We start from the raw sequence: 16,124 nt of genomic DNA on the forward strand, positions 1-16,124 counted from the left end.
AGGATCATGCGTTCGTTCCTGTTCGTTCCCGCCGATTCGGAGCGCAAGCTCGTCAAGGGGCCGGCGTCCGGCGCCGACGGGCTGATCCTCGACCTCGAGGATTCGGTCGCCGCCGACCGCAAGCCACTTGCCCGCCGAATGGCGCTCGACTACCTGCGCTCGGCCGACCGCGACGGCCCCAAGCTCTACGTTCGCGTCAACGCGCTCGACACCGGCCTGACACTGGGCGATCTCGCCACCGTCATGCAGGGCAGGCCCGACGGCATCGTCTTTCCCAAGTGCGTCGGCCAGGGCGACCTCGATCGGTTGGCCGGCTGGCTCGACGCGCTCGAGGCTCGCGAAGGCATCGAGATCGATTCGACCCGCATCCTCACCATCGCCACCGAGAGCGCCGCCGCGGTGCTCGCCCTCGCCGCCGCACCGCCCAGGCACATTCGACTGATCGGGCATTCGTGGGGCGGCGAGGACCTGATGGCCGATCTCGGCGCGCTGGCCAAGGGACCGGCACCCGGCGAGTACGACGATACGTTCAAGCTCGCCCGCACGATGAACCTGATGGCCGCCGTCGCGGCTGGCGTCACGGCCTACGATACGGTCTATCCCGACATCAAGAACGTCGACGGCCTGCGCGCCGAGGCCAATGACGCCAAGCGCATGGGCTACGGCGGCAAGATCGCCATCCATCCCGACCAGGTCGCGATCATCCAGGAGGTGTTCACGCCATCGCCGCAGGAGGTCGACTGGGCAAGGCGGGTGGTGGCGACGTTCGAGAACAACCCCGGCTCGGGGGTGCTGACGCTGGACGGCAAGATGCTGGATCGTCCGCACCTCGTGCTGGCGCGACGTCTGCTCGCCCGGACGGGGGGATGAGGGACACCTTCGGCCTCTACGACACGCTCGATCGGCTGTTTGCCGGCGAGCGCAAGTCGGTCTTGACCCTGGCCGAATTCCTGCGTGGCCTCGAGGGGCGTTCCTATGCCTTCGCCATAGCCGCGGTCGACCTGCCCAACTGCGTGCCGACCGGCATGCCGTGGGTGTCGGGCATCACCGGCCTGGTCATGATGTTCCTGCTGGCGCAGTACTTCGCCGGCCGCCCGGTACCCTCGCTGCCGCGCTTCGTCGGACGGCGTGGCCTGTCGCGCGGCAAGCTGCAGGACTTCCTCAAGCGCGCCCGCCGTCGCATCAACTGGCTCGAGCGCAAGGTTCACGTCCGCCACGAATGGTGGGTCACCGGCCTGCCGCGCCGCGCGCTGCTGGTCGCCTGGACCGTCGACATCGTGATCCTCGCCCTGCCCATCCCGTTCGACAACCTGTTCCCGGCCTGGGCGATCCTGTTCTTCTGCCTCGCCCTGATCGAGGACGACGGCCTGATGGCCATGCTGGGATGGCTGTTCACCGTCGTGACGGCACTCTGGACGGTGTTCCTGTTGACGCTCGGTCATGTCGCGCTGATGGCCCTGATCGACACGCTGTTCGCGTGACCCTCGCGGGCACGACGACACCGGTGCGTCAGTACGAGCGCGGCAGCCCGAGTACGTGTTCGGCAACGAAGTTGAGGACCATGTTGGTCGAGATCGGCGCGACCGTGTAGAGGCGGGCTTCGCGGAACTTGCGCTCGATGTCGTACTCCTCGGCGAAACCGAAGCCGCCATGGGTCTGCACGCACATCTCGGCCGCGGCCCATGCCGCTTCGGAGGCCAGCATCTTGGCCATGTTGGCCTCGGCGCCGGCATTGATGCCGGCCTCGAACATCGTGGCGGCCTTGCGTACCATCAGGTCGGCCGCCTCAATCTGGGTGTAGGCGCGCGCGATCGGATACTGCACGCCCTGGTTCTGGCCGATCGGCCGGCCGAACAGCTTGCGCTCCCTGGCGTAGTTCACTGCCTTCTCGATGAACCAGCGGCCGTCGCCGATGCACTCGGACGCGATCAGCACGCGTTCGGCATTCATGCCCGAGAGGATATAGCGGAACCCCTGCCCCTCCTCGCCGATCAGGTTCTCGGCGGGCACTTCCATGTTGTCGAAGAATACCTCGGTGCTGTTGTGGTTCATCATCGTGCGGATCGGCCGGACGGTGAGGCCCTTGCCGAGGGCCGCGCGCATGTCGACCAGGAACACTGACAGCCCCTCGGTGCGTTTCTGCGCCTGTTCCTTCGGCGTCGTGCGCGCGAGCAGCAGCATCAGGTCGGAATGCTCGGCGCGGCTGGTCCACACCTTCTGGCCATTCACGACGTAGGTGCTGTTGTTCTTCTTCACGGCGGTCGTGCGCAGGCTCAGCGTGTCCGTGCCGCTCGTCGGCTCGGTGACGCCGAATGCCTGCAGGCGCAATGCGCCGCCGGCGATCTTCGGCAGGTAGCGCTCCTTCTGCTCCTTGCTGCCGTGCCGCAGCACCGTTCCCATGATGTACATCTGGGCGTGGCAGGCGGCGGCATTGCAGCCCGCGCGGTGGATCTCTTCCAGCACCGCGCTGGCGGCCGAGATTCCGAGGCCGGCGCCTCCATATTCCTCGGGAATGAGGATCGACAGCCAACCGGCCTCGGTCAGCGCCTTGACGAACGCGGTGGGATAGCCGCGCTCGCGGTCGAGTGCGCGCCAGTAGGTGCCGTCGAACCTGAGGCAGAGCTGGCGAACGGCGTCGCGGATCTCGGGGTGTGTCGGGGCGTAGGGCGTTTCCATGGCGGCGGCAAACTAGTCGCCGTCCCCGCTCCACGCAATGCGGCGCAACTCTTCGATCAGCGCCCCGTGCACCTCCGGACCGAAGCCGTCGACCGTCGGTTCGCGCCGCGCCGTCACGCCGTCGACCGCCCCGGCCTGTTCCACGACAGCACGGGTGACGGCGAGGTCGCGATCCGCGGTGAGGAACCTCGACAGCGTCGCGGACCACGTCGGCCGAACCACGCAAAGCGCCGCCAGCAAGCCGTAGGCACCCCAGTTGGAAACGCCCGCGACCACGAGACGATCGCACGTCGTCGTACAGGCGATCCGGTCGCCATTCGGCACCGTCCGAGCGATCAGGCCCGGCGGAAGCTTGCCCATGCCGATCTCGTTGCCGCCATCGCCCACGGCGAGCTTCAGCCACGACCCCGCCATGAACAACTTCTCGAGCGGCGCCGTCCATGGCGAGACGTCGACACCCCGCATGTTGCGCGGCTTGCCATCGGGACTGGGCCCGCAACGCTCGATCGAGACGGCGTGAGTGATGCCGTCGCGCTGCCATGTCTCGGCCAGCCGGTCGATGACGCCGCGGTCGTCGAGAGCGACTTCGTCGATCGCCACCCGCTCGCCCGTTGCCGCCACGGCCGCGCGGACGGCTTCGGCGCAGGGCGTGTCGACCGCGATCCGCGCCGGGACTCCGCACGCCGCCAGGCCCGCCGCCAGCAGGGCCGTCCCGACCGGGCCGTCGGTTTCAGGAGCGGCGACCTCGCCGCGCGGCACGAAGAAGCCGGTGATCAGTCCGACCTTGCGCGCCCCGGAGAGCGCTTCCGCGGCCGCGGCCAGTTCGCCCCGGCTCGCCTCGATGAGTGCGCTCGTCTTGCGGCCCACGTCGCGGCACACCACCGCCTCGATCGCGGCGAGCCTACTTTGTCTTGGCGACATACACGCCTTTCCAGTCGGGCGGCGAGTCGTCGATCAGTCCGTCGACCCGTGCGCGCATCATCTCGTAGTAGCCCTGCTGCCAGCCGGCCGCCGCTGCGGCGGCGATGCAGGCGTCGATTTCCTCCAGCGCCTCGGCGAAGGCGCCGCTGCGATAGAGCTCCAGGAACTTCTCCTGCTGGGCGACGAGGGCGCGATATCCCGCCGTCTGCGCCAGGGCAACGTCGCCGATCAGCGCGTGGATGCGCTCGGGCTCGGTCTTGCCCTTGACCATGATGAGGTCGAGCTCGACGGTGGCAAAATCGGGGACCTGCCGGCACGTCTTGTCGCCGATGATGATGCCGACTGCGTAGTCCTTGCACTGACCCTCGAGCCGGGAGGCCAGATTCACGTCGTCGCCGATGCAGGAATAGGTCAGGCGTTGCGTCGAGCCGAAATTGCCGACCGACGCCGGGCCGGTGTTGAGGCCGATGCCGATATTGACCGGGATGTGCCGCCGCCCTTCCGCTTCCGCCTCCGTCTTCCAAGTGACGTTGAGGTCACGCAGACGCGCCTGCATGGCCAGCGCCGCCTCGCAGGCCCGGGCGGGATGGCCCGGCACCGCCAGCGGCGCATTCCAGAACGCCATGATGGCGTCGCCCATGTATTTGTCGATCGTGCCGTTCTTGCCCATGATCGTGTCGGTCATGGGCGTGAGGAAGCGGTTCATGAAGCGCGTCAGGCCGGGCGGATCGAACTGCTCGGAGATGGTGGTGAAGCCGCGCAGGTCGGTGAACATCACCGTGATCTCGCGCAGTTCGCCGCCGAGCTTGAGCAGTTCGGGATTGCGCGCCACCTGCTCGACTATGTCCGGAGAAAGATAGAGGCCGAAGGCGCTGCGGATCTCCGCGCGCTCCTTCTCCGTGCGCATGAAGGCGAGGGCGGAGCCGCCGACATAGATCGTCGCCAGGGTGGCCGACGGATAGATCGGGTCGAAGAGAAGGCGGGCCTGGTCGAAGGCAACCCACGGCACGGCGAGGCCGGCGCCCACGAACACCACCGCCACGACGGCCATGCGCCCGGCCGACAAGCGCGGCATCAGGAAGACGAACAGAAGTCCTATGGCGGCCAGATAGAGAAACTCGGCGCCGTCGGCGTAGTCGGGCCGGCCGAGATACACCTGCGTCAGCATCTGCTCCACGATCTGCGCGTGGATCTCGACTCCCGGCATGGAACTTTGGGTGGGCGTGTTGCGCAGATCCTTGAGGCCGACGGCCGAGGTGCCGATGAAGACGATGTGCGCCTCGATCTTGTCGGGCGGGACGGTGTCGTTCAGAACGGCGGCCGCCGACACGAAACGCTCCGGTCGATGTCCGCTGTCGTAGAGGGCCACGCGCCCGCGCGCGTCGGTTTCCACATTGACCTCGCCGACGCGGATCGCGCCGATGCCGGTCCGCTCGCCGAAGGCCTCGAAACCCTGTGCGCCCGACCAGCGCACGAGATAGGTCGAAGCGCCCTGGACGACGCGAATGGTTTCGATCGAAAGTGCCGGATAGAGGTCCTCGTCGCGCTGCCCGGCCAGCCGGAACAGCATGGGCACATGCCGCACGATGGCGCCTTCGACATCCGTGGTGACACTGCCGTTGCCCTTCGCTGCGTTCTCCAGCATCGGCAGGGTCTTCACCACGCCCGGCTGCTGCGGCACGAAATGCCGGATGAGGTCGGGCACCGAGCCCACCTCGGCTTCGCCGGTGTTGTGCGCAACGCCGTGGAAGCGTTTGGACGCCTCGTGCGCCCCCTTCGCATCGAACCCGAAGCCCAGGACCGCCGTCGAGCGCTCCAGCGCCTCCGCAAACAGCCGGTCGCTGTCGGGCAGCGCCGCCATCAACTGCCGGAGCTGGCTCGTTCGCTCGTCGACCGGCAATTGCTGCACCAGCGCTCCCAGGCTGGTGCGATCGGGCTCTGCGAAGACGATGTCGAAGGCGACCACCGCCGCCCCTTTCTCCGTGAGCCTGTCGGTGAGCTGCGCCAGAAGCGTGCGCGGCCAGGGCCATTGGCCGAACTGGGCGAGCGACGGTTCGTCGATGTCGACGATGCGGACCGGCAACTCGTCGTCGACGACGCGCGGCTTGGTCCGCTGGAACTGGTCGAACGCGAAGTCCCGGAGGCGCGACAGGCCTGCCGGATCGTCGGCACGGACCACCAGGGCGGCGACGAGCACGAGCAGCGCGACGACGACCGGCGAGCGCGGCTTGCCAGGCCCGCCAAACAACCAGTTCATGCGCATTCGCCGATAGTGCCTCCCACCGAATTCACTTTACGGAAGGACGGCGTCCAAGCCAAATACCGCGCCCCAATGGATACCTCGTCCTCGACCCTCGCTGGCATCTACCTGCGGGTCGTCGCTCTCGCCATGTTCGCCACCATGGACGCCATCGTGAAATCGCTGGGGGACGGCTACGACACGTTCCAGGTCATGTTCTTCCGCAGCGTGGTTGCCATGGTGCCGCTTTACTTCCTGATTCGCGGCCGGGGCGGCTTGAGGCGGCTGCGCAGCAATCGCCCAATGCTGCAGGTCGCGCGCATCCTCACCGGATTCGGCAGCCTGCTGGGCTTCTTCTATGTCTTTCCCCGCATGCCGCTGGTGGATGCCTATGCGATCTCCTACGCGGCTCCGCTCTTCATGGTGGCGCTCGCCGTGCCGATGCTGGGCGAGGTGGTGGGCTGGCGCCGCTGGAGCGCCGTCGCGGTGGGATTCGTCGGTGTGCTGGTAATACTGGAGCCATGGACCATCTCGATCCACTGGATGTCCCTGATCGTGCTGGTGGCCACCTTCAGCTACGCCCTCTCGAACGTCCTGACACGGCTGATCAGCCGCTACGACCACGATGCCGCGACCATTTTTTGGTTCAGTGTCGTGGCCAGTGCGGCATCCCTCGTGGCCGCCCTCCCCAACTGGCAGTGGCCGTCGCCGTCCGGATGGTTCTGGCTGTGCTCGCTCGGGCTGATCGGCGGAACCGCCCAGATATTGGCCATACGCGCCCTGCGGCTGGCCCCGGCCTCGATCCTGGCACCTTTCGACTACAGCACCATCGTGCTGGCCATGCTCTTCGGATACCTGTGGTTCCATGAGTCGCCGTCGCCGATGGTGTGGTTCGGCCTACCCCTTGTGATCGGCTCCGGCTTCTACATCCTCCATCGGGAGCGGATCCGGGCGCGGCAAGCCGCTATCCCGCAAGTCTCCTGAGGGTATTCCCCTCGAGGATTGACGAATGCCCCCCCAATCCACATCTTGTAGGCATGAGTGAGACCTCTTTTTCCGTCACCGAGAGTGCCGCCAAGCGCATCGCCTTCCTGGCATCCAAGGAAGCCAAGCCCGTGATGATGCGGGTCGCGGTTCTGGGCGGCGGTTGCTCGGGCTTCCAATACAACTTCTCCTTTGAAGACCACCGTAACGACGACGACCTCGTCATCGAGCGCAACGGTGCGGCGGTTCTGGTCGACAGCACGTCGCTCGAGCTGCTCCAGGGCAGCCAGCTCGACTATGTCGAGGAGATGGTCGGCGCTTCCTTCCAGGTGAAGAACCCGAACGCCACCTCGTCCTGCGGCTGCGGCAACTCCTTCAGCGTCTGATCCGGACGCGATGAAGATCGCGACGTGGAACGTCAATTCCGTGCGCAAGCGCACGGGACACCTCGTCGATTGGCTGAAACGCACCCAACCGGATATCGTCGTGCTGCAGGAAATCAAGGCGCAGGAGCCACAGTTCCCGCGCCTCGAGGTCGAAGCGGCCGGCTACAGGGCCGAGATCGTCGGCCAGAAGGGCTTCAATGGCGTAGCGCTGCTGTCGAGGCATCCGGTCGAGATCACTGCGCGCACCCTGCCCGACCCGGCCGCCGACGAACCAGCCCGCTACATCGAGGGCCGCGTCCAGACCGCCCGCGGGCCGCTCACGGTGGGCGGTCTCTACCTGCCCAACGGCAATCCCATCGGCACGGAGAAGTTCGTCTACAAGATCGCGTGGATGGACCGCCTCCTCCAGCGGGCACGCACCCTGCTGAAGCGCGAGGAGATGTTCGTGCTGGGCGGCGACTACAACGTCTGTCCGACGGACCTGGACGTGTTCAGCCCCGCCGCCTTCGCCGATGATGCGCTCTGCCAGCCGCAGTCGCGTGCCGCGCTGCGCACGCTGCTCAATCTCGGGCTGACGGACGCGGTGCGGGCCATGCTCGCCGACGACGTGCTGTACACGTTCTGGGACTACCAGGCCGGTGCATGGCCGAGGAACAACGGGCTACGCATCGACCATCTCCTGCTCTCGCCGCAAGCGGCCGACCGGCTCGCCGGCGTCGGCATCGACAAGGAGGAGCGCGGTCGACCCGAGGCGTCGGACCACGTCCCCGTCTGGTGCGAGCTCGACGCCGCCTGAGTCTCGCCTATTCGGCGCCCGAGCCGATGACGCCGCCATCGGCGATAATGCATTGACCGCAGACGAAAGCCCCCGCGCGCGAGGCCAGGAAGACGGCAACGCCGCCGATGTCGTCGGGCTGGCCGATGCGCTTCAGCGCGGCCTTGCTCTCCTGCGCGCCACGGATCTGCGGGTTCTCCCAGAGCGCCCGGGCGAAGTCCGTCTGGATCAGGCCCGGGGCGATGGCGTTGACCCGGATGTTGTGCTTGCCCCACTCCATGGCGAGTGATTTCACCAGCGACAGGTCGGCGGCCTTCGACATGTTGTAGGCGGCGATGTGCGCCGAACCGACGAGCGCGCCGATCGAGGAAACGACGATGAAGGCCCCATCTTTCCTCTCGGCCATTTCGGGCCCGACCATGTTCATCAGCCAGAGGTTGGACATGACGTTGTTCTGCATGATCTTGGCGAACACCTCCTCCTTCAGGCCGGCGAGCGGGCCGAAGTAGGGATTGGAGGCCGCGTTGCACACCATGATGTCGATCTTGCCGTAGGCCTTTCGTGCCTGGGCGACGAGATTCTCGAGCTGGGCCTTTTCGGAGATGCTGGCGGCGACCGCGACGGCGTCACCACCCTTCTCCTTGATGCCTGTGACGACCTCCTCGCAGGCCGGCAGCTTGCGGCTCGACACGACGACCTTGGCGCCGTGCGCCGCCATCTGCTCGCAAATCGAACGGCCGATGCCGCGACTGCCGCCGGTCACCACCGCGACCTTGCCGGAAAGATCGAACATCATCGCAATTCCCCCGAATTCACCTGACGAAGAGCGCTATCAGCTCAACATGCCCCGACCAGAGGAACTGGTCGATGGGTTTCAGTTTCTCCAATCGGTAGCCCGCCTCCTGCAACACTCGGGCGTCGCGCGCGAAGCTGCCGGGATCGCACGAGGCATAGACGATTCGCGGAACACCGGACCTGGCCAGTTCGCTCACTTGCGCCGCGGCGCCAGCCCGCGGCGGATCGAGCACCACGCCGTCGAACGGCTTGAACTCCGCGGCGAGCAGGGGATTGCGGAACAGGTCGCGACGGACGGCGTTCGACCGCGATACCGCCGCGACAGCAGCCTTGTCGCCATCGAACAAGGTCGAGCGCCAGGGTCGGCCGATTGTCAGCGCGCCGATGCCGGCGAACAGGTCGGCGATGCGGCCGGCGCCGGCCAGCCACTCGGCCGCTGACTGTCGCATCGCCTGCTCGGCCCGCCTCGTCGCCTGGAGGAACACGCCGGGCGGCGGCTCGACCGTCCTGTCGCCGTAAGCCAGCCGCGGTATCCGGCGCACCACGATTGGCTCTGGATCGGTGCGCTCACCCCAGCTCAGCCGCGCCAGATCGGACGCATCGGCGAACGCAACGAGCCTCCGCGTGGTCTCCAGCGATAGAAGCGTCTTCCTGTGCGGACGCAACAGGACGTCGGCACCCGCATCGGTGTCGTTGATGATGGCGTCGGCCGCAAGCTCTCCCCACGGGAGGGCGCGCAACGCCGGCAGCAGCGCGAGTAGCCTTGGTACGAGAACGTGGCACTCCTCGACATTGAAGGCGTGGCGGCTGGCACGTTCGTGGAAGCCCGCGAGGTTGCGACGCACGACGACGTCGGCGCGGCGGCGCTCGCCGGGCTGGCCGTGCAGCATCGGCTCGAATGCCGGAACATCCACGCGCTGGCGGACGAGGGCCCGCCTGATGAGGTCGGATTTCCACGCCGCATAGGCGTCGAGCCGCCAGTGCTGCAGCGCGCAGTTGCCGCACGTGCCGAAATGCCGGCACGGTGCCTCGACCCGATGGCGCGACGGAGCGAGGACCTCGACGAGCGCGGCCGACACCCCTTCTCCCCTGCTCTCGCGCGGTTCGGCTGCGACCGTTTCCCCCGGCAGCGTGAACGGGACGAAGTAGCGCTTGCCGTCGTACTCGCCCACGCCGTCGCCACGGGCGCCGACTTCGGCAATCTCCAGCGTGATCACCCCAGCCAGCTCTTGGCCGGGCGCATTTCGCCGACCAGCAGGCCGACCACGTTCTTGACCGGTGGATGCAGGAGCTCGTCCTTCAGGCCGGACGGGAGGACGCCCAGGTGGCCAAGCACCGTCGCCATCGCGACTTCCGCCGCGCGCCCCGCGCCGTCCCACATCTTGATCGCCACGCCCAGCCCCAGGGTGGGCAGCATGCCGCAGTAGACGCCCTCCGCCCCGGTCTTGATCTGGGCGACGCCTGGCAGCGCGCCGTTGACACGCGTGCAGAAGCGACCGGTGCCCGCCATCATGAAGGGCTCGGCGTTCATCGCCCGCCGGATGCGGGTCGCCGCTTCGGCGTGTCGATCCGACAGGCGCGACGGATCGGCCATGTTCGCCATCGCCTGGGCGAGCCGGCGCAGCGGCGTCGCGAGGGTGGGGATGCCGCACCCGTCCGTCCCATGCGGAAAGCCGCCGGCGTCGACCCCGCAGAGATCGGTCATGATCTCGCGCAGCCGACGCTGCACCGGATGGCCGTACCCGATGTAGCCCTTGGTCGGCTCGCCATAGACGACCGCGGTCGACAGGAAGCCGCTGTGCTTGCCCGAGCAATTGTTGAAGGCCGGCGTCGCGACCGCGCCATCGCGCACCAGCGCCTCGATGCTCGATTGCAATCGCGGCGCATGGGTACCGCATTCGAGATCCGCCTCGCCAAGGCCGATCCTGTTCAGCCACGCCCGGACGGTCTCGACATGGCGTCGCTCGCCATTGTGGGAGGCGCACGCCAGCGAGATGTGCTCGTCCCCCAGCCCGAAACGTTCCACCGCTCCGCTTTCGACGAACGCCATAGCCTGGATCGGCTTGTTGGCCGAGCGCGGCAGGATCGCCGCATCGACGTCGCCCCAGCCGGCAACGACGCTGCCGTCCGGCTTGACCACGGCGGCGATGCCTTCGTGACGGCTCTCGACGACCGGCCCACGCGTGACCTCGACCATCACCGGGCCGCTCATGGCCGGCCCTCCAGCTTGATCACGGTGATGTTGTCCTGGTGCGGCGCGCCGACCGCCAATACGGCATCGATCAACGACCTGGCGGTTCCCGACGCATGCGCCGCGATCCTGTCGTCGGCGAGACTTTGAACGCCGTCGCTGCAGAGCAGCAGGCGGGCGCCCGACTGCAGGGTGCGATTGCCCTCGTCGATCAGCGTGAGGGGCTGACCCATCACGGCTTCCCTGAGCGTATGACGACCGGGATGATTGGCGGCTTCACTGGCCGATATCACCCCGCGCTTCGCCAATGCGTCGATCTGCGGTGCCATCGAATGGTCGGCATTCAAGCGCTCGAGCCCGGCCTCCGCCACGAGGTAAAGGGGCGAATCGCCGACACTGATCCACCCCATCTCGCTGCCTTTCAGCCGGACGGCAATCAGCGTCGATCCCATGCCCGCCAACTCCGGCTTGCCGGCGGCCCCGGCCGCCACCGCCTCGTTGGCCTTCTGCAGGCCCTGCAACAGGCTGCCGCCGGCCGCCACCGTCGCCACCAGCGCCTCGACCACCAGCTTGCTCGCCACGGCACCGCCGGCATGGCCTCCCATGCCGTCGGCAACGACCGCCAGCAACGTGCCGTCGTTCATGGTTCGCAGCGCCCAGCTGTCTTCCTGATAGGGACGGCCGCCCTGATGCTGCGCGCCTTCGCCCTGCCAACGCACTGCGGCCATCTAGTGCCAGACCGCCGGGAGTTTGGAGAGGCCCCGCAAGGTGAAGCTGCGCTTCCACTCGGGATTGTCCTTTGCCGGCAGTTCGATGCCCGGGAGCCGCTCGACCAGCGCGGTGAACACCAGCTCCGCCTCGAGGCGCGCGAGCTGCGCGCCCAGACAATGATGAATGCCGCCGCCGAACGACATCGGCCGGACGTTCTGCCGGCCGACGTCGAGCTCGTCGGGTTCGGCATACTGCGCGGGATCGCGATTGGCCGCGCCCAGGAGCATGATGACGCTCTCGCCGGCCGCCAGCCTGACGCCGCCGACCTCGACCTCCGCCATCGTCACCCGCCCGGTCAGCTGGACCGAGGAATCGTAGCGCAGCAATTCCTCGATCGCGTTGGCGATCAGCGACGGATCGTCCTTCAGCCGCTGCCACTGGTCGGGATTGCGGTGCAGTGCGAGCAGCCCGTTGCCGATGAGGTTCGTCGTCGTCTCGTGGCCGGCGCCGAACAGCAGGGCCATGTTCGCACGCAGTTCCTCGGTGCTGAGCCGATCGCCCGCCTCCTCCGCCTTGACGAGCTCGGTGGTCAGGTCGTCCTGCGGGTCGCGGCGGCGCAGTTCGCAGAGCTGGTCGAAATACATGTTGCCCGCCATCGCCTGCGCATTGGCCTGCGCCATCTCCTCCCTGGTCATCGGGATCGGCTCGAGGATGCGGCCGTTGACATTGCTCGCCGCCAGGAATGGCGCACGATGGTCCTCGGGAATGCCCAGCATGTCGCAGATCACGATGACCGGCAGGCGGTGCGCCAGATCGCGCATCACGTCCATGCTGCCCCGGTCCGCCACCCGATCGAGCTGCTCGTCGACCAATGCGCGCACGCGCGGGCGCATGTCGGCCACGCGGCGGGCGGTGAAGGCCTTGGTCACGAGCCCGCGCAACCGCGTGTGATCGGGCGGATCGAGCACCAGCATGGTCCGGGCGAGGTTGGCGACCGCAGGCTCGTCCATGACGTTGCGGCCGTAGCGACGCTCCAGATTGCCCGCGAAATCCTTGCCAAAGCGCTTGTCGCGCAACGCGAACGCCACGTCCTCGTAGCGCGTCAGCAGCCAGAAGCCCATCGGCGTCCTGTACACGGGCGCGGTTTCCCGCAGTCGGTGATAGAACGGATAAGGATCGGCGATGAAATCCGGATCGAGCGGATTGAAGGCCAGCGGGCCGCCATCCGGAAGCGGCGGAGTCATGTCGTTCATGGCATTTTGTCTAGCACGATCCCCCTTGCCGCGCGAACGAGCGTCCCCCTAGCATTGCTCATGTTTTCGTTGACTCAAGGTCTGAGGCGAGCCGTTCAGACGAAACCCGGCCGCACGGCCACGGCCTTCGCCGGCCGGCACCGCACCTGGGCGCAATGCGCCGAGCGCGTCAGCCGGGTCGCCGGCGCCTTGTCGACGCTGCATATCGGCCGAGGCGATCGCGTCGCCATCCTGGCTCTCAACAGCGACCGCTACTTCGAACTGATGTACGCCCTGCCGTGGGTCGGCGCCGTGATGGTACCGCTCAACACGCGGCTGGCCGCGCCGGAGATCGAGTACATCCTGGCGGATTCGGGGGCGGTCGCCTTGTTCGTCGATGGCGCGATGGCCCATCACCTGACCGCGCTCGAGGGAAAGACGCCCGGCGTACGCGAAACCATCTGGCTCGACGACATCGCCTCGCCCGACGGCATCCTGCATTACGAGGATCTCGCCGCGCACGACCCGGTCGAGGATGTCGAGGCCGCCAACGACGATCTCGCCGGTCTCTTCTATACCGGCGGCACCACCGGACGGTCGAAGGGCGTCATGCTGACCCACACCAATCTCGTGGTGAACGCGTTGAACGCGGTCGCCGGCATCGGCTTCGACACGGACACCACCTACATCCACTCCGGCCCCATGTTCCACCTCGCCGACGGCGCCTCGACATTCGGCGTGACGATGGCGGGCGGACGCCATGCCTTCGTGCCGAGATTCGACCCCGTCGAGGTGCTGCGGACGATCGAAGCGGAGAAAGTGACCCACGCACAGTTCGTTCCGACGATGGTCAACATGCTGGTCAACCATCCGCGCTTCACCGAGTCGGACATCTCCTCGCTGTCCTTCATCCTCTACGGCGCATCGCCGATGCCTGAGGGCGTGCTGCGCACGGCGATGCAGGTGATGCCGCGTGTCCGCTTCATGCACGCCTATGGCATGACCGAGGCGGCGCCCATCGTGACCCTGCTCGACCCGCGTTACACGACTCTCGACGGCCCCTACGCAGGCCGCCTCAAGTCCTGCGGCCAGGCGGCTCCCGTCTGCGAAGTGCGCGTGGTCGACGCCGACCGCCGGGAGGTCCCGGCCGGCACGACGGGCGAGGTCGCCATCCGCGGCGCCAACATCATGAAGGGCTACTGGAACAAGCCCGCCGAGACCGCCGCCGTCCTGCAGGACGGCTGGTACTACTCGGGCGATGGCGCCTACATGGACGGGGAAGGTTTTCTCTTCATCGTCGACCGCCTCAAGGACATGATCATCTCCGGCGGCGAGAACGTCTATTCCGCCGAAGTCGAGAACGCCATCTCCCTGCTGGCCGGCGTCGCGGAAGTCGCGGTGATCGGCGTCCCCGACGAGCGCTGGGGCGAGCGTGTGCATGCCATCGTCGTCCCCAAGCCGGGGGCCACCCTCACCGCGGACGACGTGGTCGCCCATTCCCGCACCCAGATCGCGGGCTACAAGTGCCCGCGCAGCGTCGAGTTCCGCGACGCGCCGCTCCCGCTCTCCGGTGCTGGCAAGGTGCTGAAGCGCGAACTTCGCGAGCCCTACTGGAAAGGCTACGGCAAGGCCGTCAACTGATGCCCGGCATTCCTCCCTACTACGACTGGATCGCCCATCACGCCGGCCGGCGCCCCGGCCAGCTCGCCATCCACGACCTGCACACCCGCCGGCGGCTCACCTATGCCGACGTCGATCGCCGCACGAGCCGGCTCGCCGCCGCGCTCACCGAGCGCGGCATTGGCCGCGGCGACAGGGTCGCGCTGCTCGCCCCCAACTGCGCGGAGTACTTCGAGCTGCAGTTCGCCTGCGGCCGGCTCGGTGCGATCATGCTGCCGCTCAACTGGCGGCTCACCGTGCCGGAGCTGGAATACATCCTGGGTGATTCAAGTCCGAAGCTGCTGCTGCACGATGCGAGTTTCGCCGCCCAGGCCAACGCCCTCTCGGAAAACCGGCTGGAGATCGACCACGAGCTGCCCGACAGCGCCTACGAGCGCGCCCTCGCCGAGGCCGGAACTCCTCCGGCGGCACTCCCGCTGACTCACGACGACATCGCCATGGTGATGTACACGTCGGGCACCACGGGGCATCCCAAGGGCGCCATCATCACGCACGGCATGAACTTCTGGAACGCCGTCAATCTCGGCATTCCGGCGCTCATTTCCCCGCGCACCGTCCAGTTGGTCGTGCTGCCGCTGTTCCATACCGGCGGCCTCAATTGCTACGCCAACCCGGTCCTGCACGCGGGCGGGACGATCCTGATCATGCGCACCTTCGATCCGGGTCAGGCGCTCGATTGCATCTCCGACCGGTCGCTGGGCATCACCCACTTCTTCGGCGTGCCGGCGCCCTATCAGTTCATGATGCAGCACCCGAAGTTCCAGGGCGCCGACCTGTCGCGACTGCAGATCGCCGGCGTCGGCGGCGCCCCTTGCGCGCTGGCGATCCTCGAAGGCTGGAGCGCGCGGGGCGTGCCGCTGGTGCAAGGCTGGGGTATGACCGAAACCAGTCCCGCGGGCACGATGCTCGACGCGGCCGACGCCATCCGCAAGGTCGGGTCGGCCGGCAAGGCGATGATGCACACGGCAATCCGCGTCGTCGACGACCGGGGGCACGACGTACCCCAAGGGGGCATCGGCGAGCTGCTGATCAAGGGCCCCAACATCACCCCCGGTTATTGGAACAAGCCCGAGGCGACGGCTGCCGCCTTCACCGACGGCTGGCTGCACACGGGCGACGCGGCGCGCCTCGACGACGAGGGTTTCGTCTACATCGTCGATCGCTGGAAGGACATGTACATCTCGGGCGGCGAGAACGTCTATCCCGCCGAGGTCGAGAACGTCCTGTTTCAACTGCCGCAGGTCGCCGACGCGGCGATCATCGGCGTGCCCAACGAGCGCTGGGGCGAAGTCGGCATGGCGATCGTCGTGCGCAAACCCGACGGCCGCCTCGAGGAGGCCGACGTGATCCGGCATTGCCTCGGCAGACTGGCGAAGTTCAAGGTGCCGCAATCCGTCGCCTTCGTCGACGCGTTGCCCCGCAATGCCACCGGCAAGGTCCTGAAGCGCGAGCTGAGGCAGCACTACGTCGGCGCCGGCAAACCGGCGATCACCTGAACCGGGTTCATTCACAGGCCGAGCGGGTCTGCGCGTTG

Annotated in this window: 15 protein-coding genes; 7 read left to right on the forward strand and 8 right to left on the reverse strand. The window is 67.4% G+C overall.

Features of this window, described 5'->3' with window-relative positions; translation table 11 throughout:
• Positions 1-6: 6 nt before the first annotated feature.
• On the forward strand, positions 7-870 hold the full coding sequence (locus tag KIT25_13465) for a CoA ester lyase (protein UYN93079.1): 864 nt from the start codon (positions 7-9) through the stop codon (positions 868-870).
• The gene (locus KIT25_13470) at positions 867-1,481 is read left to right on the forward strand and encodes an exopolysaccharide biosynthesis protein (protein ID UYN93080.1); all 615 of its coding nucleotides are present in this window, start codon (positions 867-869) and stop codon (positions 1,479-1,481) included. Before KIT25_13465 ends, KIT25_13470 begins: the two co-directional genes overlap by 4 nt.
• Before the next feature lie 28 nt (positions 1,482-1,509).
• Here KIT25_13470 and KIT25_13475 read toward each other — a convergent pair whose 3' ends face one another.
• From KIT25_13475 to KIT25_13485, 3 genes are read right to left on the reverse strand one after another with little or no spacing between them, the layout of a single operon-like run.
• A complete protein-coding gene (locus KIT25_13475; protein UYN93081.1) occupies positions 1,510-2,676 on the reverse strand; it encodes an acyl-CoA/acyl-ACP dehydrogenase in 1,167 nt (388 codons plus the stop codon).
• Positions 2,677-2,688: 12 nt separating this feature from the next.
• The gene (locus tag KIT25_13480; protein ID UYN93082.1) at positions 2,689-3,597 is read right to left on the reverse strand and encodes a DUF4392 domain-containing protein; all 909 of its coding nucleotides are present in this window, start codon (positions 3,595-3,597) and stop codon (positions 2,689-2,691) included.
• Positions 3,578-5,854 carry an adenylate/guanylate cyclase domain-containing protein gene (locus tag KIT25_13485; GenBank protein UYN93083.1) on the reverse strand — a complete coding sequence of 759 codons (2,277 nt, stop codon included), beginning with the start codon at positions 5,852-5,854 and terminating at the stop codon, positions 3,578-3,580. The genes KIT25_13480 and KIT25_13485 overlap by 20 nt, the downstream gene beginning before the upstream one ends.
• Positions 5,855-5,929: 75 nt before the next feature.
• Between KIT25_13485 and KIT25_13490 the strand changes: the two genes are divergently transcribed.
• From KIT25_13490 to xth, 3 genes are read left to right on the forward strand one after another with little or no spacing between them, the layout of a single operon-like run.
• On the forward strand, positions 5,930-6,820 hold the full coding sequence (locus KIT25_13490; protein UYN93084.1) for a DMT family transporter: 891 nt from the start codon (positions 5,930-5,932) through the stop codon (positions 6,818-6,820).
• A 53-nt stretch (positions 6,821-6,873) separates the two neighbouring features.
• Complete coding sequence (gene erpA, locus KIT25_13495; protein UYN93085.1) at positions 6,874-7,206, forward strand: iron-sulfur cluster insertion protein ErpA; 333 nt, start codon at positions 6,874-6,876, stop codon at positions 7,204-7,206.
• Positions 7,207-7,216: 10 nt separating this feature from the next.
• Positions 7,217-8,002, forward strand: a complete 786-nt coding sequence (gene xth / locus KIT25_13500; protein UYN93086.1) for an exodeoxyribonuclease III — start codon at positions 7,217-7,219, stop codon at positions 8,000-8,002.
• Positions 8,003-8,009: 7 nt separating this feature from the next.
• Here xth and KIT25_13505 read toward each other — a convergent pair whose 3' ends face one another.
• From KIT25_13505 to KIT25_13525, 5 genes are read right to left on the reverse strand one after another with little or no spacing between them, the layout of a single operon-like run.
• Positions 8,010-8,774 carry an SDR family oxidoreductase gene (locus KIT25_13505; GenBank protein UYN97929.1) on the reverse strand — a complete coding sequence of 255 codons (765 nt, stop codon included), beginning with the start codon at positions 8,772-8,774 and terminating at the stop codon, positions 8,010-8,012.
• A 19-nt stretch (positions 8,775-8,793) separates the two neighbouring features.
• A complete protein-coding gene (locus tag KIT25_13510; GenBank protein UYN93087.1) occupies positions 8,794-9,993 on the reverse strand; it encodes a class I SAM-dependent RNA methyltransferase in 1,200 nt (399 codons plus the stop codon).
• Positions 9,990-10,988, reverse strand: coding sequence for an asparaginase (locus KIT25_13515; GenBank protein UYN93088.1), 999 nt, complete (start codon positions 10,986-10,988; stop codon positions 9,990-9,992). The genes KIT25_13510 and KIT25_13515 overlap by 4 nt, the downstream gene beginning before the upstream one ends.
• Positions 10,985-11,695, reverse strand: coding sequence for a serine/threonine-protein phosphatase (locus KIT25_13520; protein UYN93089.1), 711 nt, complete (start codon positions 11,693-11,695; stop codon positions 10,985-10,987). Before KIT25_13520 ends, KIT25_13515 begins: the two co-directional genes overlap by 4 nt.
• On the reverse strand, positions 11,696-12,931 hold the full coding sequence (locus KIT25_13525; GenBank protein UYN93090.1) for a cytochrome P450: 1,236 nt from the start codon (positions 12,929-12,931) through the stop codon (positions 11,696-11,698). It abuts the gene before it with no gap.
• 60 nt (positions 12,932-12,991) lie between these two features.
• Between KIT25_13525 and KIT25_13530 the strand changes: the two genes are divergently transcribed.
• A complete protein-coding gene (locus KIT25_13530; GenBank protein UYN93091.1) occupies positions 12,992-14,551 on the forward strand; it encodes a long-chain fatty acid--CoA ligase in 1,560 nt (519 codons plus the stop codon).
• Positions 14,551-16,086: a long-chain fatty acid--CoA ligase gene (locus KIT25_13535; protein ID UYN93092.1), complete on the forward strand. Its 1,536-nt coding sequence runs from the start codon at positions 14,551-14,553 to the stop codon at positions 16,084-16,086. The genes KIT25_13530 and KIT25_13535 overlap by 1 nt, the downstream gene beginning before the upstream one ends.
• The last annotated feature ends 38 nt before the right edge of the window (positions 16,087-16,124 follow it).

The organism is Enhydrobacter sp., from assembly GCA_025808875.1.
Lineage (GTDB): Bacteria > Pseudomonadota > Alphaproteobacteria > Reyranellales > Reyranellaceae > Reyranella.

What these genes read in the sequence shown, in the direction of transcription:
- KIT25_13465 (UYN93079.1), top strand. Translation starts at nt 7, where the DNA reads ATGCGTTCGTTCCTGTTCGTTCCCGCCGATTCGGAGCGCAAGCTCGTC.
- KIT25_13470 (UYN93080.1), top strand. Translation starts at nt 867, where the DNA reads ATGAGGGACACCTTCGGCCTCTACGACACGCTCGATCGGCTGTTTGCC.
- KIT25_13475 (UYN93081.1), bottom strand. Translation starts at nt 2,676, where the DNA reads ATGGAAACGCCCTACGCCCCGACACACCCCGAGATCCGCGACGCCGTT.
- KIT25_13480 (UYN93082.1), bottom strand. Translation starts at nt 3,597, where the DNA reads ATGTCGCCAAGACAAAGTAGGCTCGCCGCGATCGAGGCGGTGGTGTGC.
- KIT25_13485 (UYN93083.1), bottom strand. Translation starts at nt 5,854, where the DNA reads ATGAACTGGTTGTTTGGCGGGCCTGGCAAGCCGCGCTCGCCGGTCGTC.
- KIT25_13490 (UYN93084.1), top strand. Translation starts at nt 5,930, where the DNA reads ATGGATACCTCGTCCTCGACCCTCGCTGGCATCTACCTGCGGGTCGTC.
- erpA (UYN93085.1), top strand. Translation starts at nt 6,874, where the DNA reads ATGAGTGAGACCTCTTTTTCCGTCACCGAGAGTGCCGCCAAGCGCATC.
- xth (UYN93086.1), top strand. Translation starts at nt 7,217, where the DNA reads ATGAAGATCGCGACGTGGAACGTCAATTCCGTGCGCAAGCGCACGGGA.
- KIT25_13505 (UYN97929.1), bottom strand. Translation starts at nt 8,774, where the DNA reads ATGTTCGATCTTTCCGGCAAGGTCGCGGTGGTGACCGGCGGCAGTCGC.
- KIT25_13515 (UYN93088.1), bottom strand. Translation starts at nt 10,988, where the DNA reads ATGAGCGGCCCGGTGATGGTCGAGGTCACGCGTGGGCCGGTCGTCGAG.
- KIT25_13520 (UYN93089.1), bottom strand. Translation starts at nt 11,695, where the DNA reads ATGGCCGCAGTGCGTTGGCAGGGCGAAGGCGCGCAGCATCAGGGCGGC.
- KIT25_13525 (UYN93090.1), bottom strand. Translation starts at nt 12,931, where the DNA reads ATGAACGACATGACTCCGCCGCTTCCGGATGGCGGCCCGCTGGCCTTC.
- KIT25_13530 (UYN93091.1), top strand. Translation starts at nt 12,992, where the DNA reads ATGTTTTCGTTGACTCAAGGTCTGAGGCGAGCCGTTCAGACGAAACCC.
- KIT25_13535 (UYN93092.1), top strand. Translation starts at nt 14,551, where the DNA reads ATGCCCGGCATTCCTCCCTACTACGACTGGATCGCCCATCACGCCGGC.